At 65.2% G+C, this 21,461-nt stretch carries 20 protein-coding genes; 13 read left to right on the top strand and 7 right to left on the bottom strand.

Annotated elements, in window-relative coordinates:
• Genes RDV64_RS09650 through RDV64_RS09640 form a run of 3 tightly spaced genes read left to right on the top strand, consistent with a single transcriptional unit; the run spans position 1 to position 3,342 of the window.
• The gene (locus RDV64_RS09650; protein WP_309199042.1) at positions 1-1,077 is read left to right on the top strand and encodes a tartrate dehydrogenase; all 1,077 of its coding nucleotides are present in this window, start codon (positions 1-3) and stop codon (positions 1,075-1,077) included.
• Between the two features lie 11 nt (positions 1,078-1,088).
• Positions 1,089-2,162 (top strand): tartrate dehydrogenase, encoded by a 1,074-nt coding sequence (locus tag RDV64_RS09645; RefSeq protein WP_309199041.1) that lies wholly within the window; start codon positions 1,089-1,091, stop codon positions 2,160-2,162.
• Between the two features lie 16 nt (positions 2,163-2,178).
• Positions 2,179-3,342 carry a mandelate racemase/muconate lactonizing enzyme family protein gene (locus tag RDV64_RS09640; protein ID WP_309199040.1) on the top strand — a complete coding sequence of 388 codons (1,164 nt, stop codon included), beginning with the start codon at positions 2,179-2,181 and terminating at the stop codon, positions 3,340-3,342.
• A gap of 19 nt (positions 3,343-3,361) precedes the next feature.
• Here RDV64_RS09640 and RDV64_RS09635 read toward each other — a convergent pair whose 3' ends face one another.
• The 4 genes from RDV64_RS09635 to RDV64_RS09620 form a co-directional block, all read right to left on the bottom strand.
• On the bottom strand, positions 3,362-4,153 hold the full coding sequence (locus RDV64_RS09635; RefSeq protein ID WP_309199039.1) for an SDR family oxidoreductase: 792 nt from the start codon (positions 4,151-4,153) through the stop codon (positions 3,362-3,364).
• A gap of 32 nt (positions 4,154-4,185) precedes the next feature.
• A complete protein-coding gene (locus RDV64_RS09630) occupies positions 4,186-5,679 on the bottom strand; it encodes a sugar ABC transporter ATP-binding protein (RefSeq protein WP_309199038.1) in 1,494 nt (497 codons plus the stop codon).
• 39 nt (positions 5,680-5,718) lie between these two features.
• Positions 5,719-6,660 carry a substrate-binding domain-containing protein gene (locus RDV64_RS09625; RefSeq protein WP_309199037.1) on the bottom strand — a complete coding sequence of 314 codons (942 nt, stop codon included), beginning with the start codon at positions 6,658-6,660 and terminating at the stop codon, positions 5,719-5,721.
• A 116-nt stretch (positions 6,661-6,776) separates the two neighbouring features.
• Positions 6,777-7,760: an ABC transporter permease gene (locus RDV64_RS09620; RefSeq protein ID WP_309199036.1), complete on the bottom strand. Its 984-nt coding sequence runs from the start codon at positions 7,758-7,760 to the stop codon at positions 6,777-6,779.
• Between the two features lie 185 nt (positions 7,761-7,945).
• Here RDV64_RS09620 and RDV64_RS09615 point away from each other — a divergent pair, with 185 nt between their 5' ends.
• Genes RDV64_RS09615 through RDV64_RS09595 form a run of 5 tightly spaced genes read left to right on the top strand, consistent with a single transcriptional unit; the run spans position 7,946 to position 12,989 of the window.
• On the top strand, positions 7,946-8,767 hold the full coding sequence (locus RDV64_RS09615) for a transketolase (protein WP_309199035.1): 822 nt from the start codon (positions 7,946-7,948) through the stop codon (positions 8,765-8,767).
• Positions 8,764-9,723 carry a transketolase C-terminal domain-containing protein gene (locus RDV64_RS09610; RefSeq protein ID WP_309199034.1) on the top strand — a complete coding sequence of 320 codons (960 nt, stop codon included), beginning with the start codon at positions 8,764-8,766 and terminating at the stop codon, positions 9,721-9,723. Before RDV64_RS09615 ends, RDV64_RS09610 begins: the two co-directional genes overlap by 4 nt.
• A 2-nt stretch (positions 9,724-9,725) precedes the next feature.
• Positions 9,726-11,189, top strand: coding sequence for an FGGY-family carbohydrate kinase (locus RDV64_RS09605; RefSeq protein WP_309199033.1), 1,464 nt, complete (start codon positions 9,726-9,728; stop codon positions 11,187-11,189).
• A gap of 34 nt (positions 11,190-11,223) precedes the next feature.
• The gene (locus RDV64_RS09600) at positions 11,224-12,201 is read left to right on the top strand and encodes a sugar-binding transcriptional regulator (protein ID WP_309199032.1); all 978 of its coding nucleotides are present in this window, start codon (positions 11,224-11,226) and stop codon (positions 12,199-12,201) included.
• Positions 12,202-12,206: 5 nt separating this feature from the next.
• Positions 12,207-12,989, top strand: coding sequence for an SDR family oxidoreductase (locus RDV64_RS09595; protein ID WP_309199031.1), 783 nt, complete (start codon positions 12,207-12,209; stop codon positions 12,987-12,989).
• A gap of 27 nt (positions 12,990-13,016) precedes the next feature.
• On the opposite strand, the gene RDV64_RS09590 is transcribed toward RDV64_RS09595, so the two are convergent.
• Positions 13,017-13,991 carry a DMT family transporter gene (locus tag RDV64_RS09590; RefSeq protein WP_309199030.1) on the bottom strand — a complete coding sequence of 325 codons (975 nt, stop codon included), beginning with the start codon at positions 13,989-13,991 and terminating at the stop codon, positions 13,017-13,019.
• 256 nt (positions 13,992-14,247) lie between these two features.
• Between RDV64_RS09590 and RDV64_RS09585 the strand changes: the two genes are divergently transcribed.
• The 3 genes from RDV64_RS09585 (at position 14,248) to RDV64_RS09575 (ending at position 17,689) form a co-directional block, all read left to right on the top strand.
• Positions 14,248-15,165 (top strand): DMT family transporter, encoded by a 918-nt coding sequence (locus RDV64_RS09585; RefSeq protein WP_309199029.1) that lies wholly within the window; start codon positions 14,248-14,250, stop codon positions 15,163-15,165.
• Between the two features lie 122 nt (positions 15,166-15,287).
• Positions 15,288-16,814 (top strand): AAA family ATPase, encoded by a 1,527-nt coding sequence (locus RDV64_RS09580; protein WP_309199028.1) that lies wholly within the window; start codon positions 15,288-15,290, stop codon positions 16,812-16,814.
• Between the two features lie 146 nt (positions 16,815-16,960).
• Positions 16,961-17,689: an HAD family hydrolase gene (locus RDV64_RS09575; protein WP_309199027.1), complete on the top strand. Its 729-nt coding sequence runs from the start codon at positions 16,961-16,963 to the stop codon at positions 17,687-17,689.
• Here the strand turns inward: RDV64_RS09575 and RDV64_RS09570 are convergent.
• Positions 17,676-18,305, bottom strand: a complete 630-nt coding sequence (locus RDV64_RS09570; protein ID WP_309199026.1) for a methyltransferase domain-containing protein — start codon at positions 18,303-18,305, stop codon at positions 17,676-17,678. The genes RDV64_RS09575 and RDV64_RS09570 overlap by 14 nt on opposite strands.
• 198 nt (positions 18,306-18,503) lie before the next feature.
• Here RDV64_RS09570 and RDV64_RS09565 point away from each other — a divergent pair, with 198 nt between their 5' ends.
• The gene (locus tag RDV64_RS09565) at positions 18,504-19,430 is read left to right on the top strand and encodes a choline/ethanolamine kinase family protein (RefSeq protein WP_309199025.1); all 927 of its coding nucleotides are present in this window, start codon (positions 18,504-18,506) and stop codon (positions 19,428-19,430) included.
• Here the strand turns inward: RDV64_RS09565 and RDV64_RS09560 are convergent.
• Positions 19,427-20,200: a DeoR/GlpR family DNA-binding transcription regulator gene (locus RDV64_RS09560; RefSeq protein WP_309199024.1), complete on the bottom strand. Its 774-nt coding sequence runs from the start codon at positions 20,198-20,200 to the stop codon at positions 19,427-19,429. The two genes, RDV64_RS09565 and RDV64_RS09560, sit on opposite strands and share 4 nt — an antisense overlap.
• 266 nt (positions 20,201-20,466) lie before the next feature.
• On the opposite strand from RDV64_RS09560, the gene RDV64_RS09555 reads away from it, so the two are divergent.
• Positions 20,467-21,453: an ABC transporter substrate-binding protein gene (locus RDV64_RS09555; protein WP_375143822.1), complete on the top strand. Its 987-nt coding sequence runs from the start codon at positions 20,467-20,469 to the stop codon at positions 21,451-21,453.
• Positions 21,454-21,461 lie beyond the last annotated feature (8 nt).

The following is a 21,461-nucleotide window of genomic DNA, read 5'->3' as shown; positions in this document are numbered from 1 at the left end:
ATGCGAACGCACAAGATTGCCGCGATCCCGGGCGACGGCATCGGCGTGGAAGTGGTCGACGCCACCCTCGAGGTGCTGGACGTGCTGGCGTTGCGCGACGGCAGCTTCACCCTCGACGTCGAAAATTTCGACTGGGGCACCGACCGTTTCAAGCAGACCGGCGCGTTCATGCCGGCGGACGGCGCCGACCAGCTGCGCGCGTTCGACAGCATCCTGTTCGGCGCCGTCGGTGCGCCCGACGTTGCCGACCACCTCACCTTATGGGGCCTGCGCCTCGCCATCTGCCAGCCGCTCGACCAGTACGCCAACGTCCGCCCAACCCGCATCCTCCCCGGCATCCAGAGCCCGCTGCGCCACGTGGACGGCCCGGAGCTCGACTGGGTGATCGTGCGCGAAAACTCCGAGGGCGAATATGCCGGACAGGGCGGCCGCTCCCACCCCGGCCTGCCGCTGGAAATCGCAACGGACGTCTCGATCTTCACCAGAGCCGGCGTCGAGCGGATCATGCGCTTCGCCTTCCAGCTGGCGCAGTCCCGCCCCCGCAAGCTCCTCACGGTCGTCACCAAGTCCAACGCGCAGCGCCACGGGATGGTGCTGTGGGACGAGATCGCGGCAGAGGTCGCGAAGGACTTTCCCGAGGTGACGTGGGACAAGATGCTGGTCGACGCGATGACCGTGCGCATGACGCTGAAGCCGGGCTCGCTCGACACCATCGTCGCCACCAACCTCCACGCCGACATCCTGTCCGACCTTGCGGCAGCGCTCGCCGGCTCCATCGGCATCGCGCCGACCGCCAACCTCAACCCGGAGCGGGACACGCCGTCGATGTTCGAGCCGATCCACGGCTCCGCGTTCGACATCACCGGCAAGGGGATCGCCAACCCGGTCGCGACCTTCTGGACCGCCGCGATGATGCTGGAGCATCTTGGCGAGAAGCCCGCCGCCGACCGGCTGATGCACGCCGTCGAGACCATCACCGCCGATCCCGCCCTCCACACGCCCGACCTTGGCGGCAAGGCAACCACGCGTCAGGTGACGGACGCGGTGATCGCCGCCATCCGCGGCCGCAACGACTGAGGACGACACCCATGCGTGAGAACCGGCTGAAAATCGCCGTCATCGCCGGCGACGGCATCGGCAAGGAGGTCGTCCCCGAGGGCCTGCGCGTGCTGGAGGCCGCCGCCAGGCGCTACGACCTCGATCTCCAGTTCGACACGTTCGACTTCGCCTCGTGCGACTACTACGCCAAGCACGGCCGTATGATGCCGGAGGACTGGCGCGAACAGGTCGGCAGCCACGACGCCATCTATTTCGGCGCCGTCGGCTGGCCCGCCACGGTGCCGGACCACATCTCGCTGTGGGGCTCGCTGATCCACTTCCGGCGCGACTTCGACCAGTACGTCAACCTTCGCCCCGCGCGGCTGATGCCGGGCGTGCCCTCGCCGCTGGCGGGCCGCGGCCCCGGCGATATCGACATGTGGATCGTGCGCGAGAACACGGAGGGCGAATATTCCTCCGTCGGCGGCAAGATGTACCCGAACACGCCGCGCGAAATCGTCATGCAGGAGACGGTGATGAGCCGCGTCGGCATCGACCGCGTGCTGCGCTACGCCTTCGAACTTGCGCAGACGAGGCCGCGCAAGAAGCTGACCTCCGCCACCAAGTCAAACGGCATCTCCATCACCATGCCCTACTGGGACGAGCGGGTTGAGGAGATGGCGAAGAACTATCCGGACATCACGTGGGACAAGTACCACATCGACATTCTGGCCGCCCACTTCGTCCTCAACCCGGACCGGTTCGACGTTGTGGTCGCCTCCAACCTCTTCGGCGACATCCTGTCCGACCTCGGGCCCGCCTGCACCGGCACCATCGGCATTGCGCCATCCGGCAACATCAACCCGGAGAAGGACTATCCGTCCCTCTTCGAGCCGGTCCACGGCTCGGCGCCGGACATTGCGGGCCAGGGCATCGCCAACCCCATCGGCCAGATCTGGGCCGGCGCGATGATGCTGGAGCACCTCGGGCACGCCGAAGCTGCCGCCGGCATCCTCACTGCCATCGAAGCCAGCCTCACCGACAAGGGTCTGCGCACCCGCGACCTCGGCGGCACCGCCAACACCGAAGCCTGCGGCAAGGCCATCACCGACGCCCTCGCGTAAGCCCGGAAGGACCGCCATGCGCATCACCGAAATCCGCGAGACGACGGCTTCCATCGCCTCCCCCATCGCCAACGCCTACATCGACTTCTCGAAGATGACCTGCTCCGTTGTCGCGGTGATCACCGACGTGATCCGGGACGGCAAGCCGGTGGTGGGCTACGGCTTCAACTCCAACGGCCGCTATGGGCAAGGGCCGCTCATGCGCGACCGCTTCATCCCGCGCATCATGGAGGCAGACCCCGCCACGCTGGCGGATGAAGAAAACGACAACCTCGACCCGTTCGCCATCTGGGACACCATGATGACAAACGAGAAGCCGGGTGGGCACGGCGAACGCTCCGTCGCGGTCGGCACCATCGACATGGCCGTCTGGGACGCCGTCTCCAAGATTGCCGGCGTGCCGCTGTGGCGCCTTTTGGCGGACCGTTTCCGCGGCGGCGAGGCGGACGACAGCGTATGGGTCTACGCTGCCGGCGGCTACTACTACCCCGGCAAGGACCACGGGAAGCTGAAGGCCGAGATGGAGGATTATCTCGGGCGGGGCTACGACGTGGTGAAGATGAAGATCGGCGGCGCCCCGCTCGCCGAAGACCTTGCCCGCATCGAGGCGGTGCTGGAGGTGGTGGGCGAAGGCCGCCGCCTCGCCGTCGACGCCAACGGCCGGTTCGACCTTGAGACCGCGCTTGCCTACGCCAAGGCGCTCGAACCCTACGGCCTCCACTGGTACGAGGAAGCCGGCGACCCGCTGGACTACGACCTTCAGGCCCGGCTCGGCGAGGTCTACTCAGGCCCGCTTGCCACCGGCGAGAACCTCTTCAGCCACCAGGACGCGCGCAACCTCCTGCGCTACGGCGGGATGCGGCCCGACCGCGACATCCTCCAGTTCGACTGCGCGCTCTCCTACGGGCTGGTGGAGTATCTGCGCACTCTGAAGGTGATGGAAGAGCTAGGCTGGTCGCCGCGGCGGGCGGTGCCCCACGGGGGGCACCAGATGTCGCTCAACATTGCCGCCGGGCTCGGCCTTGGCGGCAACGAGAGCTACCCGGACGTGTTCCAGCCCTTCGGCGGCTTTGCCGACGGCATTGCCGTCAACAACAGCCAGGTCGGCTTGCCGCAGATCCCCGGCGTCGGCTTCGAGGCAAAGTCGAAGTTGATTGCGGTGATGCGCGAACTGGCCTGACTTAAAAGGCTGACGGCGGCTACCAGCAGCAGAAGCCGCCGTCGACCAGAAGATCGACCCCGGTGCAGTAGGATGCTGCGTCCGACAGAAGGAACACCGCCGGGCCGACCATCTCGTTGACGTCGGCCATTCGCTGCATCGGCGTCTGGTTTTCGAATTCCTTGGTCTGGTGGACCATTTCGGGGCGGGTGTTCATGGGAGTTGCGGTGTAGCCGGGCGAAATCGAATTCACGCGAATGCCGCGGCCAACCCATTCCATCGCCATCGACTTCGACATGTGAATGACGCCGGCCTTCGATGCGTTGTAGTGCACCTGGTTGAGGCCGCGGTTCACGATGACGCCCGACATTGACGCGATGTTGACGATGGAACCGCCCTTGCCGTGCGCCAGCATGGCGCGCGCCTCCGCCTGGCACGACAACCAGACGCCCTTGAGGTTGATGTCCATCAGGGTCTGGTACTGGTCCTCGCCCATCTCCTCGCAGGGGTTTGCGTTGGCAATCCCGGCGGCGTTGACCGCGAGCGTCAGCGGACCAAGCTCGGCTTCGGTCTGCGCAACCGCCTCGGCCAGCGCGTCGGCAGACGTCACGTCGGCAGCCACCTGAACCGACTTGCGGCCGGCTGCTGCAACGAGGCTCGCGGTGTCGGAAAGGCCGCCATCGGTGCGCCGATCCACCAGCGCCACGTCGGCCCCGCACTGCGCCAGACCGATGGCGATGCGCTGCCCGATCCCGCTGCCTGCGCCTGTGACCAGCGCCGTGCGGCCGGAGAGATCGAACAGCGCTGGCGCATTGAGAAAAATGTCGGGCATGTGGGGTTTCCGGCAGTTGCGATTGCGGGGGGTCAGATGGTGGCCAGTTCCATGATCGAGACGTCGTTGGCCTCGTCGCGGTTCAGGGTTCCGGCCTGCTTGCCTTGCGCCATGACCATGATGCGATTGGAGACGCCAAGCACCTCCTCAAGGTCGGAGCTGACGACGATCACCGACACACCTTCATTCGCAAGGCCGACGATGATGTCATAGATCGAGGACCGGGCGCCGACATCGATCCCGCGGGTGGGCTCGTCCAGAACCACCACCCGTGGGTTGCGGGCCAGCCATTTGGCAATCACCACCTTCTGCTGGTTGCCGCCCGACATTTCGTCCGCGTTCTGCTGCGCCTTGCCCTTCACGCCGAACTTCGCGATGTTTTGGTCGGCGAACGATCTGATCCTGCGCCCGGCGATCCAGCCCTTGGCAGAGACTTGATTCATGTTTGCGTAGGCGATGTTCTCCGCAATGGAATGCTTGAGGACGAGGCCTTGCAGCTTGCGGTCCTCGGGGACGAGGACAATGCCGTTCCGGATTGCATCTGAGGGTTTGCGCGGGGTGATCTCGTCGCCGTTCAGCAGCACCTTTCCGCCGGACACCGGATCGACGCCTGCGATCGCGCGCACCAGCTCGGTCCGCCCGGCGCCCACAAGTCCGGCAATGCCGAAGATTTCGCCCTTGCGAACCTTGAAGTTGACGCCGGAAAAACTGCCCAGCGCCGACTTGAGGTCGCGCACCTCCAGAACGGTTTCGTCCTTCGGCACCGGAATTTGCGGAAACATCCGGTCGAGACTGCGGCCGACCATGGCCTCCACGATGGTGCGCACGGGAACATCGGCGCTCTCGAATTCCTGCACCTTTTCGCCGTCACGCATCACCACGATGCGGTCGGCGATCCGCTTGATCTCTTCAAGACGGTGGGAAATGTAGATGATCCCGACGCCTTCTTCCTTCAGGCGCGCGATCTGCTCGAACAGCCTGGACGTTTCGTCACCGCCAAGGGCCGCGGTGGGCTCGTCGAGGATCAGAAGCCGGGCCTTCAACGTCAGCGCCTTGGCGATCTCGATCAGCTGCTGGTTGGCCGTCGACAGGCCCTGCACCAGCCGGCGCGGCGAAATTTCGAGGCCGAGCCGCTGGAGGCCCTCGTGGGCCCGCTCTTCCATCGTCTTGCGGTCGACCATCCCCGCCCGTGTCGGGTAGCGGCCCACGAACACGTTTTCGGCAATGGACAGATGCGGGAGCAGGTGAAGCTCCTGGTGGATCATGCCCACGCCCGCATCCATGGCTTCGCGGGGGTTGGCGGGCGCGTAGCGCGCGCCCTGCCATTGCATTTTTCCGGCCGAAGGGGGGACCGTCCCGGAGATGATGTTCGACACTGTGGATTTGCCGGCACCGTTCTCGCCAAGCAACGCCGTGACCTCGCCGGCATGGCAATCCAGATCAATGCCCCGCAGCACCTCAATCGGCCCGTAGGACTTCTTGATGTTCCGCAGGGCCAGGATCGGCGCCGTGCCTTCACGTGTCATGGGATCGCCCTTTGTATCAGCGTGCCGGAAACCGTGTGCTCAGGGGTGCTTTTCGACGAATGCCGCGGCGTTGTCGCAGGTGGTGAGCACAGCGTTCGGGATCTGGCGCGCCGGAACCGAAGCGCCGTTGGCAACTGCAATGGCCGCGTTGACCGCGAGAACGCCCATGGCCTGCGTGCTCTGTGTTGCCGTCACGATGAACGGGGTGTCGCAAGCCACCAGAGACTCGAGCGCGGCGCCATCGCCATCATAGCCACCAACGATCACCTGATCAGCAAGCCCGGCCACTTCCACGGCCTTGGCTGCACCCATGGCAAGGCCGTCGGCCTGACCGAAGATGATCTTGATGTCGCCGTTGGCCTGCAGCATGTTCTGCGCGATCTGGAACCCTTCATCGGGCGACCACTGCTGGCTCCACTGCTGGGCGACCAGTTCGATGCCCGGGTTTTCGTCGATGGCCATCTTGCAGCCTTCGAAGCGCTGGACTTCGGGGGTGGTCCCCTTCTGGCCGTGGATGATGACCATCTTGCCCTCGCCCTCGGCCAGACCGATGATGTGGTCACAGACCTCGTAGGCGGACCGCACGTTTTCGCCGTAGATCACGGTGTCGCCGGCGGCGCCTTCGGGCTCGCGGTCAACGTTGATGACGGGGATGCCTTCGGCCCGTGCCAGACGGGTCGGCACCGCAGCGGCAGCCGCACCGGCCGGAATGTAGATGAAGGCGTCGATGCCCTGGGTGATCAGGTCCTGCACCTGGCTGACCTGGGTCGCCGTGTCGTTCTTGGCGTCCACGACAATGACTTCGATGCCCAGCTTTTCGGCGTAGCCTTCGATGCCCAGCTTGATCTGGTTGAAGAAGTCAGCCTGCAGGTTGGGGACCGCGAGGCCGATTTTCGAGACACCGCCAACGCCTTGCGCCGCGGCAGGCCCGGCAAGGGCGACGACCGCAGCCGCTGCCAGCAGTTTCTTGAGATTGGTCATCTTGAACGTCTCCTCATTGATGTTTGGGTCCGGCTCGCTGGGGATAGGACCTCTTGCAGCCCGACTGCTCGGACCATTCGTTTGGGGGGCACGCCGATGATGCGCGGCCCCTGAGTTCAGTTTCGGCGGCGCTTGAACGTCTCCGCCGCCACGGCAAGGACGATGACGAGGCCGATGATGACCGCCTGCAGGAAGGGCGACACACTCAAGAGGTTCAGCCCGTTGCGCAGGACGCCGATCACAAGGACGCCGATCAGCGTGCCGACGACACCGCCCGTGCCGCCGGACAGGCTGGTGCCCCCGATGACCACCGCGGCAATGGCGTCAAGCTCGTAGGCAACACCGGAGCTTGGCTGAACCGAGTCGAGCCTTGCGGCGAGCAAGACGCCTGCAAGGCCGGACAGCAGCGCGCACACCGTATAGACGAGCACGGTCGTCAGCTTGACGTTGATCCCGGCAAGGCGTGCCACTTCGGGATTGCCGCCGATGGCGTAGAGCGAGCGGCCCTCTTCCCGCACACGCAGGAACAGGATTGCGGCGGCGAAGACCACCAGCATCACGGCGACCGTCATCGTCAGAAAGCCGAAGTGCCGGATGATTGCGCCCATGTTGAACCATGCCGGGAAGCCGATGATCTGCGAGCCATTGGTGATCATGTTGGCGACACCGCGGGCGATCGACATCATCGCCAGGGTGGCAATGAAGGCCGGCACCCTGAACGTCGTGATCAGCAGTCCCGAAATCGCGCCGCAGACGGCGGCCGCCATCAGTGCGCCGGGGATCGCGACCGTCATCGGCAGCCCGGCGGTCACGTTGAGAAAGCCGAGCACCATCATCGACAGGGCGAGCACCGACCCCACCGAGAGGTCGATGCCGCCGATGAGGATCACGAACGTCATCCCCACCGCCATGATGCCCAGAACGGTGATCTGGTCGGCGATGTTCAGGAAATTGCGGAAGGACAGGAAGGAATCCGTCGCAAAGGACAGGAATGCGCACAGGAGGATCAGGCCGATCAACGGGCCGGTGGCGCCGCTGAGCGAAAAGAACTCGGAAATCCTCTGTCTTCCCGCGGACCCGGCCGACGTTGAAGCGGACATCACACCTCCCAACCGCATATTTATTCAATAGCGTTGTTTATTTCGTACCGGATCAGGCGGAGTCTGTCAATCTGGCTTTAGCGTCAGGTTAATGGGCTCATCGGCCATACAGCGCGCCACGGACCGCTTGACACTCCAATCTGATGCATGTTTTACTTTAATTGAATATATATTCAGGACGAGCCATGCAATCCAGCGAATTGCGAGCAATCGCCAACAAGATCAGACGGCGCGACCTGCAGGCCGTGTATGAGGCTGGCGCGGGGCATATTGGCGGCGAAATGTCCGTCACCGACCTCCTGACGGCGCTGTATTTCAAGATCATGTCGGTCGACCCGGATGCGCCGCGCGATCCGCAGCGCGACCGGCTGGTGCTGAGCAAGGGCCACACCGCGCTGGCGCTCTACATCGTCCTTGCCGAAAAGGGCTTCATCGCAAAGGAGGAAATCGCCACCTTCCTCAAGCCCCACTCACGCCTCAACGGGCACCCCACCCGCACCAAGGTGCCGGGCGTCGAAACCAACACGGGCCCGCTCGGCCACGGGCTGCCCATTGCCGTCGGCATGGCCGTGGCGGCGAAGCTCAGCCGGGAAAAATGGCGCACCTTCGTCATCACCGGCGATGGCGAAATGCAGGAAGGCTCCAACTGGGAAGCCATCATGGCCGCATCCCAGTTCAAGCTGGACAACCTGACGCTCGTGATCGACCACAACCGCCTCCAGCAGGGCGCACGCGTTGCCGACACCAACGACGTGGCGCCCCTGCGGCCCAAGCTGGAAGCCTTCGGCTGGGCCGTGGAGGAAATCGACGGCCACGACATGGACCAGATCTGCAATGCGCTTGCGGCGGACAAGGTGGTTCCGGGCAAACCGAGGTGCATAGTCGCGCGCACCAACAAGGGTCAGGGCATCTCGTTCATGTCCGACAATGTCGCCTGGCATCACAAGGTGCCCAGCGCGGAGCAGTACAAGCAGGCCATGGCCGAGCTTGAGGAGGCGGGACGATGAACGCGCCCTTCGAAAACGCCAGCCTCTACGATTGCCGCGACGCCTTTGTCGCCACGCTGGAGAGCCTCGGCGCTGCGGACGACAGCATTGTCGCCGTCTGCAACGACTCGGTCGGCTCGTCCAAACTCGCCGGCTTCCGCGAAAAATTTCCCGAACGGCTGATCAATGTCGGCATTGCCGAGCAGAACATGGTCGGCGTTGGGGCGGGGCTCGCCAACGGCGGCAAGATCCCGTTCGTCTGCGCCGCCTCCCCCTTCCTCACCGGTCGCGCACTGGAGCAGATCAAGGCCGACGTCGCCTACTCCGAAACCAACGTGAAGCTGGTCGGCATCAGCGCCGGTATGGCCTACGGGGAACTCGGCGCGACGCACCATTCCATCGAGGATTTTGCCTGGATCCGCGCACTGCCCAACGTGCCGGTGATCGCCCCGGCGGACCGGATCGAGACCGCCGCCGCCGTCAGATGGGCCGCCAGCCACCAGGGCGGGTGCTTCCTGCGGCTCAGCCGCGTCGGCGTGCCGGACCTTTTGCCCGCGGATCACGCCTTCACGCTCGGCAAGGCCAACATGCTGCGCGATGGTGCGGACCTGACAATCATCGCAAACGGCACCCTCACCTGCCGCGCAATGGTGGCCGCCGCAATCCTCGACGGGCAGGGCATTGCCGCCCGCGTTCTCAACATGGCGTCGGTCCGCCCCATCGACGCCGACGCCATCGTCGCAGCGGCAGAGGACACCGGCGCCATTCTCACCTGCGAAGAGCATACGACCTTCGGCGGTCTGGGCAGTGCCGTGGCCGAAGTTGTGGTGGACGTGATCCCCGTGCCGATGAAGCGCCTCGGCGTCCCCGGCATCTTCGCGCCCACCGGCTCGGCCAACTTCCTGCTCGACGAGTTCGGGATGTCACCGGAGGGTATCGCCAGCAGTGCGGCCGCACTGATAAAGCGCAAGAGTTAGGCGTGGCGCGCAAGGTGATCCTCGCCATCGACGAAGGGACGACCAATTCGAAGGCCGTGCTGGTCGACGATGCGGGCAGGATCGTCGCCAGCAGCTCGGCCCCCGTGCCCATCGAGCACCCGAAATCGGGTTGGGTCCAACAGGACGCCGAAAAGATCTGGACCGCAACCTGCAAGGCCATCGCCGGCTGCCTTGCCAAGGCGCCGGACGTGACGATCGAGGCGCTCGGCATCTCCAACCAGCGCGAATCCATCCTCATGTGGGACCGGAACACCGGCGCCCCCCTCGGCCCGGTCGTCACATGGCAGTGCCGGCGCACGGCAGCCGCCTGCGATGCGCTGCGCAAGAACGGCCACGAGCCGGACGTGATTGCAAGAACCGGCCTCCCGCTCGACCCCATGTTCCCGCCGACCAAAGCCGCGTGGCTGCTGGAAAACCACGGCGGCGGAAACACTGACATCTGCATCGGCACGGTGGATTCGTGGCTGATCTGGCAGCTCTCGGGCGGGGCCGTCCATGCCACGGACCGCTCGAATGCGGCGCGAACGCAACTCTTCAATCTCGCCGAAGGCCGGTGGGACGACGCATTGTGCGCGCTCTTCGGCGTCGACCCGGCGTACCTTCCGGCGGTCCACGATTCAGCGCACATCTACGGCCACACGCGGGGCACCGGCGTTCTGCCGGACGGTATCGCCATTGCCGCCGCCATTGGCGATTCCCACGCCGCCCTTTTCGGGCACGGCGCCTTCGGCAATGGCGACGGCAAGATCACCTTCGGCACCGGGTCGTCGATGATGACGACAATTCCGGCCTTCACCGTGCCGCCGGAGGGGATCACCACCACCATCGCATGGTCGCTGGACGGCCAGTCCACCTTCGCCTTCGAGGGCAACATTCTCGTCAGCGCGTCGATCTTTCCCTGGTCGGCCGAATTGCTGGGCCTTTCCGGCGTCGATGAATTGCTGGCGCTTGCGCAATCGGTTCCGGACGCCAACGGCGTGTGCCTCGTTCCGGCGCACGTGGGGCTCGGCTCGCCCCACTGGGACGCGGACGCCCGCGGGATGATCTGCGGCCTCTCGTTCGGCGCGAAACCTGCGCATGTGGCGCGCGCGGCAGCCGAAAGCCTCGCCCACCAGGTCGCCGACGTTTACGACGCGATGACGGCGGCGGGAGGTGGCATCGGCCGCCTTTTTGTCGACGGCGGCCCCAGTGCCAACGCGTTCCTCATGCAGCTTGTGGCGGACAGCCTGTCCCATCCCGTGGCCCCCTGCCGCGATTCGGAGGCATCCGCCATGGGCGCCGCCTACCTTGCGGGTCTGGCATCAGGGATCTTCCCCGACCTTGCGACCGTTGCCGGATTTGCGTCGCACGGGCAGCCCCACGATCCGACGGCCGCTCCCGATATGGTGCGCGCGTCCCGCAATGCATGGCGAGAGGCGATTGCCCGCACGGTCCTCCGCGTATAGTGAATATTTATTCACGAGCATTCGGAAGGTCACCATGTCCCGCCTCAATGAACTTCGGATGATCGCCCGCGTCGCGCAGATGTATCATCTGGAGCACCAGCGGCAGGCCGATATTGCAAAGCATCTGCGGATTTCCCAGGCGACCGTTTCGCGGATGCTCAAGCGTGCGCAGGAAGAGGAAATCGTCCGCACCACGGTGGTCTCGCCATCGGGCACCTATGCCGACCTGGAGGCGGACCTGCGCCGGGTCTTCGGCATTGCCGAAGCCATCGTCGTGGAATGCACGGAGGATCGCGACCGCGCGATCATGACGCGGATCGGCGAAGCGGCCGCCCATTTCCTGGAAGCGACGCTCCAGCCGGGCGAAATCATCGGCGTCTCCAGCTGGTCCGAAACCATTTTGAAGATGGTCGACAACATCCACCCCATGAAATCGGGCAAGGCAAAGTTCGTCGTCCAGACGCTGGGCGGCATGGGCGACCCCACGGTGCAGTTCCACGCCAACCAGCTTACCACCCGCCTTGCCAAGCTGACCGGCGCCGAAGCGCATCTCCTCAACACGCCGGGGGTGGCGCAATCGCGCGAGGCCAAGCTGGTCCTCCTCAGCGACACCTATGTGCGCGAAACGATGGACCTCTTCGGCAAGATCACCGTGGCCGTGGTGGGCATCGGCGCCATGGAGCCATCCGGCATGCTGGCGCGCAGCGGCAACGTCTTCACCTCCCGCGAGCTGGCGGCGGTGGAGGAAGCCGGCGGCGTCGGCGACATGAGCCTGCGCTTCTTCGATGCCGACGGGCGCTCCGTGAAAACCCCGCTGGACGAAAGAGTGATCGGCATGACGCTCGAAGAACTCTCGACCATCGACCGCGTGATCGCACTGGCCGGCGGCCAGTCCAAGACCCGCGCCATCCGCGGCGCCCTGCGCACCGGCGTCATCGATCTTCTGGTCACCGACAAGTTCACCGCGGAGCGCCTCGTCTCCGAAAACAACCAACAAGAAGCAGCGGAATAATCGTCATGGCTCGATTTGCAGGCAAGACCGTCGTCATCACCGGCGGCAACAAGGGCATCGGATACGCGATGGCCGAGCGCTTCGCCGCCGAGGGCGCCAACGTCGTCATCGCCTCGGTGGAGGCGCACGTGACGGACGCCGCCCGCGCGCTGGACGCCACCGGCGCATCAGTGAAGGGGTTCGTCTGCAACGTCACCGACAAGGAGCAGGTGCAGGCGCTTTATGCCTTTGCCGAAAAAGAGTTCGGCGGGGTCGACGTTTCAATCCAGAACGCGGGCATCATCACCATCGCCAAGGTGGAAGACCTGACCGAACAGGAATGGGACGCCACCATGGAGGTGAACACCAAGGGCGTGTTCCTGTGCTGTCAGGAGGCGATCCGCCTGATGCGCAAGTCCGGCAACGGGGGCGCTCTCGTCAACACCGCGTCGGGTCAGGCGCGGGCCGGTTTCATCTACACGCCGCATTATGCGGCCTCGAAGTTTGGCGTGGTCGGGCTGACGCAGAGCCTTGCCAAGGAAGTGGCGCTGGACGGCATCACGGTGAATGCCATCTGCCCCGGCATCATCAGGACCGACATGTGGGACTATAACGACCGTGTCTGGGGCAAGATGCTGGGTGATTTCGCACCGGGTGCGCTGATGGAAAGCTGGGTGCAGAACATCCCCATGAAGCGGGCCGGCGAAGGACGCGACGTTGCGGGCCTCGTCGCCTTCCTCGCCAGCGCGGATGCGGCCTACATCACCGGGCAGACGATCAACGTGGACGGCGGCCTGATCATGTCGTGACCGCCGGCCGGCGAGCCGCGCGGATCTTCACTCCGGCCTGTCCTTGCGGGCAGCTTCCCCATCCTGGCGCAGCCGCAGCAGCGAGCTGACACGCAAGGCGACAGCGTGGCCCATCCGCGTCTTGGTCGAGAGCACGGGCGTGGTGCGCGACACGTCCTGCGTCGCCTCCCGCTTGAGGATGTATATGCCCGAGCCGACGATGATGGCGACACCCAGATAGGTCTGCCAGACCGGCCACTCGCCGAAGAGGATGACGCCGAACAGGCTGCCCCAGATCATCTGCGAATATTGCATCGGCGCGACGACAATGGCCGACCCGCGCGAATAGGCCGAGACCATCAGCGTCATCCCGCACAGAACCAGAAGGGACGTGAGGCCGAAGAGCGAGAGGTCCACCAGCTTCACGTCCACATAAACGAACGGCAGCGCGAAGGCGGTGACCAGAAGATTGGTGATCATCGGATAGAGCACCATGACCACCACATGCTCGTCATTGCTGATCTTGCGCACGATGACCGCATTGAGCGCCGCGCAGAACGCCGCGCAGAGCGCCGCGATGTGCCCGCTGTTGATGGCGCTGACGCCCGGCCGCAGGACGATGAGCACGCCCACAAGCCCCACCAGAATGGCAAGCCCGCGGCGCAGACGGATCCGCTCGCCCAGAAGCGGCACAGCAAACAGCGTGATGAGCAAAGGCGTTGCGAAAATGAACGAATAGGCCTCCGAGAGCGGCAGAACCGCAAAGGCGTAGAAGGCGCAGATCGCAGACGTCGTCCCGCTGATGCTGCGCAGGACCACCCACCAGGGGTGGACCGGGCGCAACCGCCGCTGCGTGGGGTCCCCGATGAGGTAGAACGTGATGATCGGAAAGCCCATGAGCGCGCTGAAGAACACGATCTGGATGGGTGAGAATGTGGCGCCGAGCCCCTTCACGATCACATCGTGGGTGGAGAGGACGGCGTAGGCGGCAAGGCCGAGGAATGCCGCAAGACTGTCTTTCATAAATCACCGGTTCGGTGCCGCGGCATTTGCCACACGCGGGTAGAACGACCGCCGCACTGCCATGTCAACATGAATACGCCAAAATGCGGTGAAGCGGACGACCCCGCCCGTCCGGCGGTGGCCTGTCCAGCAATGGCCGACCCCATCATTGGTTCTCAATACGCCGCTGGCGCGCGATTCAGCCATGCTGATTGCGAAGGGGTGGTGACCGCACCCCCGCCCTTGCGCGCGGTCTGCGGGCGCGCGATAGCAGCACATGGTCGAAAGCTCCGCTGCCCCCGTCACCGCCACCCCCTCCGGTGGCACGAACACCCTGCGCGGTGTCGCGTTCATGGTGGCCACAACCGTCATCTTTGCCGCGCAGGACGGGCTTTCCAAAGCGCTGGCGGAAAACCATTCGGCCATCTTCGTGACCATGTGGCGCTACTGGGCCTTTGGCGCGGTGTGCCTCTTCCTTTTGTGGCGCAAGGGTTTTCGCGCGGGGCTCACCTCGGGCCAGCCCCGCCTTCAGATCATCCGTGGTGTGCTTCTCGCGCTCGAAATCTGCGTTGCCATCTCGGCCTTTGCACTGCTCGGCCTTGCGCCAAGCCACGCCATCTTCGCGTTCATGCCGCTTCTGGTGGTGGCGCTGTCGGGCCCCGTGCTGGGCGAAAAGGTGGGCTGGCGGCGCTGGACGGCAGTGGGCGTCGGGCTGATCGGGATGCTCCTCATCATCCGGCCAGGCACACGAGCGATCACGCCGGAAATTGGCGTTGCGATCCTCGCCATGGTGATGTTCGCGGCCTATCAGCTGATGACCCGCAAGGCCGCCCGCACCGACGCTGCCATGACGAGCTTCTACTACACCGGCCTCTTCGGCGCGCTGACCATGACCCTCATCGGACCGTGGTTCTGGTCCTCGATGACGGCGGGCGAGGCTGCCATGATGGCGATCCTGTGCGTCAGCGGGATGACCGGCCACTACCTCCTCATCAAGGCGTTTGAAGCGGCGGAGGCCTCGGCAATCCAGCCCTTCACCTACCTGCAGACGGTGCTCGCCTCTGCCATCGGCGTTGCGGTGTTCGGTGAAGTCGTCAGCCCGTGGACCATTCTTGGCGGCGCCATCGTGATTGGCGCCGGGCTGTTCGCCTTCTGGCGCGAACGGGTCCGGGCGAAGGCTCCACAGGCGCTTTAGAGCAATCGGCGCCGGAGAACGGCGGAGTTTGCAGCCGCGTTCCATCCAGACGATGGTGGGCCCGCCGCCGATTCGGTTGAACCCGGCGGCGATGCGACCGCTTGCGGCAAGGATCGACGACAATGAATGCACCGGCCACTTTGCCGCCCTGCCCGCACGATGATTTTTCGCCGGATCAGGCCGCAGCCTGGTCGAATGTGGCCGCACTGGTGGCCGCACGCGGCGTCGACCTTGTGGAGAAGACGGCGGGGCGCAGCAAGGCAGGCACCGGGCAGCTTGCAGTGCTGGGCAAGGCGGGCTCCGGCAAGACCCATCTCCTTGCGCGCCTCGTGAAGGATCTTGAAGCGGCGGGCGTGGTCCTCGCCGGCCCCGAGGAGGGCAAGCTCAAGCCGGGCCGCCGCACGCTTGCCATCGTCACGCCGACCAACAAGGCCGCCAGCGTGCTGCGTCAGCGCGGCGTTCCGGCGACCACGCTGCACAGAATGCTGTACCGGCCGCAGTTTCACCCCGACTATCAGCACGTTGTCGACTGGCTGACCGGCGAGCGGTCCGACCAGCCGGGCGAGATCGATGCCGCGCTTCTGGAACGCGCCCGCCAGTCCTATGCCGCCCACGCCTCGGTGGTGGGCGCGCTCGCCGTCGCCGGTCTCAGAGGCAGCGACTTCATCACCGGCTGGACACCGCGCAAGGACCCGCTCGACATCGGCTTTGTGGACGAAGGGTCCATGCTTGCCGAAAGCCATCTGACGGACCTGAAATCCCTGTTCAAAACGCTGGTGATGTTCGGCGATCCGGCACAGCTGGCCCCGGTGCGCGGCGGCGCGATGGTGTTCGATACGCTGCCGGCGCCGTCGATCATCCGGCTGTCCCGTGTCCACCGGCAGGCGGCCGACAGCCCCATTCTGGACCTTGCCCACGCGCTGGGCGAGGCGGACCTCAGCTTTGCCGCGTTCGAGCAGATGGTGGAGGACGCGGCGGCGCGGGACCCGCGGGTGGTGGTGGCCAGCCGGGTCGATGCCGACCTGATGCCGCGTTCGCCGGTGCTCGTCTGGCGCAACGATACGCGGATGCGGCTCATCCGCGCCTTCCGCACCGCGTTCGAGGCGCCGGGGGACCAGCTTCTGCCGGGCGAACCCCTCGTCTGCGACGGGATCGAGCTGCCCGCCAAACACCAGAACCGCCGGGTGGAGCTGGAGGCGCGGGGCCTCATCCGCGGGGCGCAGACCATCTACATGGGGCCGGGCAAGCGATCGGGGTTTGCCAAGCTCCATGTGATCGGCACCGAAGACCCGGTGGTGAGCTGCCGGGCCATCGTGCGCATCGAATCGCCGGACCAGGGCGAGCCGTTCATGCCGTTCGTCGCGAAAATGGGCGCGACCTTCGTGCACGGCGCCGCGCTGACGATCCACAAGGCGCAGGGCTCCCAGTGGGAAAACGTGCAGGTGTTCGCGCCGGATCTGCGCGCCGCAGCGCGGTCCGGCCTTGCCGATGGCGGAATGCCGCTGTGGAAACGCCTCGCCTACGTGGCGCTCACGCGGGCCGAACAGCGGCTCATCTGGGTGCTGCAGCCGCGCCTGTCCCGCCCGGCAGACCCGCTCCAGACGGATGACCTGCGCCCGCCGAGGCGCGCAGCAAGCCTCGCCGCCTGAACTGGGGCCCGGCCCGGTTCGCCTCAAGGGCGACGGGGCCGCCCATCCACAGCCTGCCCGTGAAATCCAGCAGCGCCGGTGTTAGAGCGGCATCCGGTGACCCGCGCTTCCGGACCCGGAGCCGCAAAACGAACGGAGCTGTCTTCATGCCCAATCCCGTGCGCGGCATTCTCTTCGACAAGGACGGCACACTGGTCGATTACGAGGCAACCTGGGCGCCGATCAACATCAAGGCCGCCGCATTCGCAGCTGCTGGCGATCAGACGCTTGCACGGCACCTCCTGCAGCTCGGCGGGCATGATTTGAGCACCGGCCGGATCAAGGGCGGCAGCCTGCTTGCCGCGGGCAACACCATCGAGATTGCAGACGCCTGGGTTGAGGCCGGCGCCCCGCACAAGGTGGCGCGCCTCACGCGTGAGCTTGACCGGATCTTTACCGGAGGCGCCTCCGCTGCGGTGGCCGTGCCCGGCGTTGTGCCGCTTTTCAATGCGCTTGAGCGCGCGGGAATCCGCACGGGTGTTGCCACCAGCGACAGCGTTGGCGGCGCACGGGTAACGCTGGACACCATAGGGCTGAAAGGGAAGGCCGGTTTTGTCGCCGGCTACGACAGCGGCCACGGCGTGAAGCCGGAGCCCGGCATGGCCGATGCCTTCGCCGCCGCGAGCAATCTGCCCCTGACGGATCTCGTGATGGTCGGCGACAACCTGCACGACATTCGCATGGGGATCGCGGCGGGCTATTCCCTGTGCATCGGGGTCCTGACCGGGACCGGCACGCGCGCAGAGCTTTCAGCCGAAGCCCACCACGTGCTCGCCGATGTCACCGAACTGCCCGCCTTGCTCCGGCAGCTCGATCGCTGGCCTAGCGAACCTTGAGGACCACCGCGCGGGACGGCACGGTGTCCGGCCGGCCAGGCATCGAAACGTAGGAGGGCGTCTCTTCCAGAATGTCCCAGATGCCATCCTTCGCCATCGCCACGATGCTGGCGCCAACGTCGCCGTCCCAGAGCGTATCCTTGACGGTGATGACCAGAACACCGCCCGATCGCGTGATCCGGACCAGCTCGGCAAAGCCTTCGGCGCCCACATGGCCTGTCGTGAAGACGCCAGCCGACACCACAGCGCCAAAATGGTTGTCCTCGAACGGCAGCGTCTCGCCCATCACGCCATAGCGGCACGCCTGGTAGACCCCCTTGGAGCGCGCAACCTCGAGCATCCCCTCCGAAATATCCAGCGCTTCGGCGGCATCGTAACCCGCAATCGCCATCCACTCGCCCAGAAGTCCGGTGCCGGCGCCTGCATCCAGAACAGGCCCCGCGCCTTTCGGCAGATGCCGGGTCAGCATGGCGAGGCAGATTGTGGGATGCCGGTAGCCAAGGCTCGCCATTTCAACATCGTAGCGCTTGGCCCAGGCATCATAGCGCTCGGCGACGTCCTTCGGGCTGGACGCGGCATAGACAACGTCGAGGCTCTTTGCAGCATCGTTGCTCATCGGAACTCCTTGTTCTTTTATTGCAGGCCGGGGCCCTTGCGCGACCACACTGCTGGCGCAGCGTTCACAACCATCCGGCCTTTGCGCCGACGCGCATGGCCGGCGTGGCCCCGCTTGATGATCCAATCCCGCGGGTGTTATCAGCCTGTGGTCTTTTTTGGAAGTTTGTTGAAATTTCATGACAGGAGCAAGACGAGGATGAACGAGACAGCGGCCTTCGAACACCTCAGAAGCGTCACGGAATTTGCAGGTCTCGACCGCGAAGATGTGAAGATCACCCGGCTGGGCGGCCTGACCAACATCGTCTTCCGCGTTCAGACGGCGGACCGCGACCTGCTCCTGCGCATTCCCGGTCAGGGCACCGAGAGCTACATCGACCGCAAGGTCGAAGCGCATAACGCGCGTGTGGCAGCCGATGCCGGCATCTCGCCGGAGGTCATCCACTTCGACGTGGAGAGCGGCCTGATGATCTCGCAATATGTGGATGCGCCGACAATGTCGCCGGAGCGCTTCCGCACGACGCCGGGGGCGCCGACCCGTGCGGCGGCGGTGTTTCGCCAGCTTCACCAGAGCGGCAAGACATTCGAGTTCCGGTTCGAACTCTTTGCAATGATTGACGACTACCTGCGGATCCTGAACGAGAAGAACGCCAAGCTGCCCGAGGGCTACAATGACGTGGTGGCGGAAGCCGGCGCCGTTCGCGAAGCGCTGAACGCCCATCCGGCCGCCCTTGCGCCCTGCCATTGCGACCCGCTTTGCGAGAATTTTCTCGACACCGGGACGCGCATGTGGGTGGTCGACTGGGAATATTCCGGCATGAACGACCCGCTGTGGGACCTTGGCGACCTTTCCGTCGAAGCCGGTTTCGGCCCCGAAGAAGACCGGGAGCTGATGGAGGCCTACGTGGGCGGCAAGGTGGACGCCGCAACCTACGGCCGGATGGTGATCTACAAGGCGATGTGCGATCTGTTGTGGACGCTCTGGGGCCTGATCCAGCATGCCGACGGAAATCCGGCAGAGGATTTCTGGGCCTACGCCACCGAACGCTTCGCTCGCTGCCGCACGCTGATGGCCACGCCCGACTTTGCCCGACATCTTGCAGCGGTAAAGGCCGGCAGCGCCTAAGTTGTGGGCTCGCAGGACAGAACGATGCCGTCATTCTCCGCGATCTGACGCACCATCTCGGCCGGCGGCGGCCTGTCGCAGACCAGCGTGCTGACGGTGGCGAAACCGCAGACCGCCACCGGCGCGAGGTTGCTGAACTTGGTGTGATCCGCCACCACCATCGTGCCGAGCGATTGCTCGATCATGCAGCGGGCGATTTCCGCCTCCTGAAGGTGGAAGTTCATGAAGCCGCTTTTTGCGTGCACGGCGCCGATGGAGAGAATTGCAAGCCGCGCCCTGAACTGGCGCATGAAGCTGATCGCAGTCTCGCCGAAGATGCCGTTGTCGTCGGATCGGACCTCGCCGCCGGTAACGTGCACGCGGTTGCCCGTGCCGCGCACCAGCGTTCGGGCAATCTCGGTGCCGTTGGTGATGACGAAGAGATCGCGGTGGCCGAGCAGCGCCTGCGCGAGGTAGGCAGTGGTCGACCCGCTGTCGATCATCAGCGTATCGCCGTTGCGCACCTGGGCGGCCGCCAGCGCAGCCAGCGCGCGCTTTTCCTCCGGCTGCTGATTCATCCGCTTGCGAAAATCCGCTTCGGCGCTGCCGCCCGGCAGCACCACGCCCCCATGAACGCGGATGACTTGCCCCTGCGCCTCCAGCGCCTTGATGTCCCGCCGCACGGTTTCATCGGACACGGCAAGGCGGCTGGCAAGATCCATCACCGAGCAGGAGCCGGCCAGCTCAAGGGCGCGCATGATGGCCATATAGCGCTGGTTCTTGTGCATCATGACCGAGGGCGCCTCCACCAAACATCAGACGCTCGAAGATAGTCATTCTTCGGGCGATGCGAATGGGGTTTTTGGCTTTTTGTGGCAATTCCGTTGACATTTGTGGTCAGACCGGGAATTTGTGAGGTCTTCCAACGATGTGCCGACCCATGCTGTTCGCATGTCGCCCTCAACGCCAATCGTCGTGGCGTGCCTGCCCCGCGCAGCCCAAGTCCGGAAATTCTCCGGCGCCACCGATCGAGAAAGGATAGTTGTCCATGGCAGTGATGACCCGAAGCTTCGCGACACCCCGCTTCAAAGCCGTTCGTCTTGCGGGGGCCGCAGCCCTCCTGGCCGGAACCTTCATGGCAGGTGCAGCCTCGGCCCAGACCGTTCCGGAAACGGACCGCCCGATCAAGCTCACGATCAACGACTGGACCGGCCAGGAAATCACGACCCGGATCATGGGCGGTGTCCTGGAAGAGATGGGCTACGAGGTCGAATACGTGCAGGCCGACTATCTCGCCCAGTTCGCCGGGCTGGAAAGCGGCGACCTGACCGCAGCCATGGAAATCTGGGAAACCACGGGCAAGGCCGCTCTTCAGGAAGCAGTCAAGACCGGCAAGGTCGAAGACCTCGGCGAGACCGGCCTCCAGGCCAAGGAAGACTGGTGGTATCCGGCCTACGTGGCCGAGCTGTGCCCCGGCCTGCCGGACTGGAAGGCCCTCAACGACTGCGCCGAACTCTTCTCCAGCCCGCAGACGGCTCCCAAGGGCCGGTACCTCGGCGGCCCCGTCACCTGGGGCGGTCATGACGACGAGCGGGTCGAGGCGCTTGGCCTCGACTTCGAGGTCATGCACTCGGGCACCGATGCCGCGCTCGTGGCCGAGATCATGTCCGCCTATCAGCGCGAGAAGCCGATCCTCGCCTGGGTCTATGCCCCGCACTGGCTGCCGATGCGCCTTGACGGCGAGTGGGTGCAATTCCCCGAGTACGAGGACGCCTGCTACGAGGACCCCAGCTGGGGCACCAACCCGGACATGGCCTACGATTGCGGCAAGCCGTTCGGCTGGGTGAAGAAGGTCGCGTGGACCGGCGGCGAAGAAGTCTGGCCCGCAGCCTACGAGGCCATCCGCAACTTCAAGCTCACCAATGACGATGCGGGCGACCTCATCGGCAAGGTCGACGTCGACGGGATGCCGCTGCAGGCGGCTGTTGACGGCTGGCTGAAGGACAACAAGGACACCTGGCAGAGCTGGATCCCCAAGAGCTGACTTGAACG

Origin of the sequence: Acuticoccus sp. MNP-M23 (assembly GCF_031195445.1) — a bacterium.
GTDB lineage: Bacteria > Pseudomonadota > Alphaproteobacteria > Rhizobiales > Amorphaceae > Acuticoccus.
Note: the sequence above shows the minus strand (reverse complement) of the source record. Positions and strands in the feature narration are given on the sequence as shown.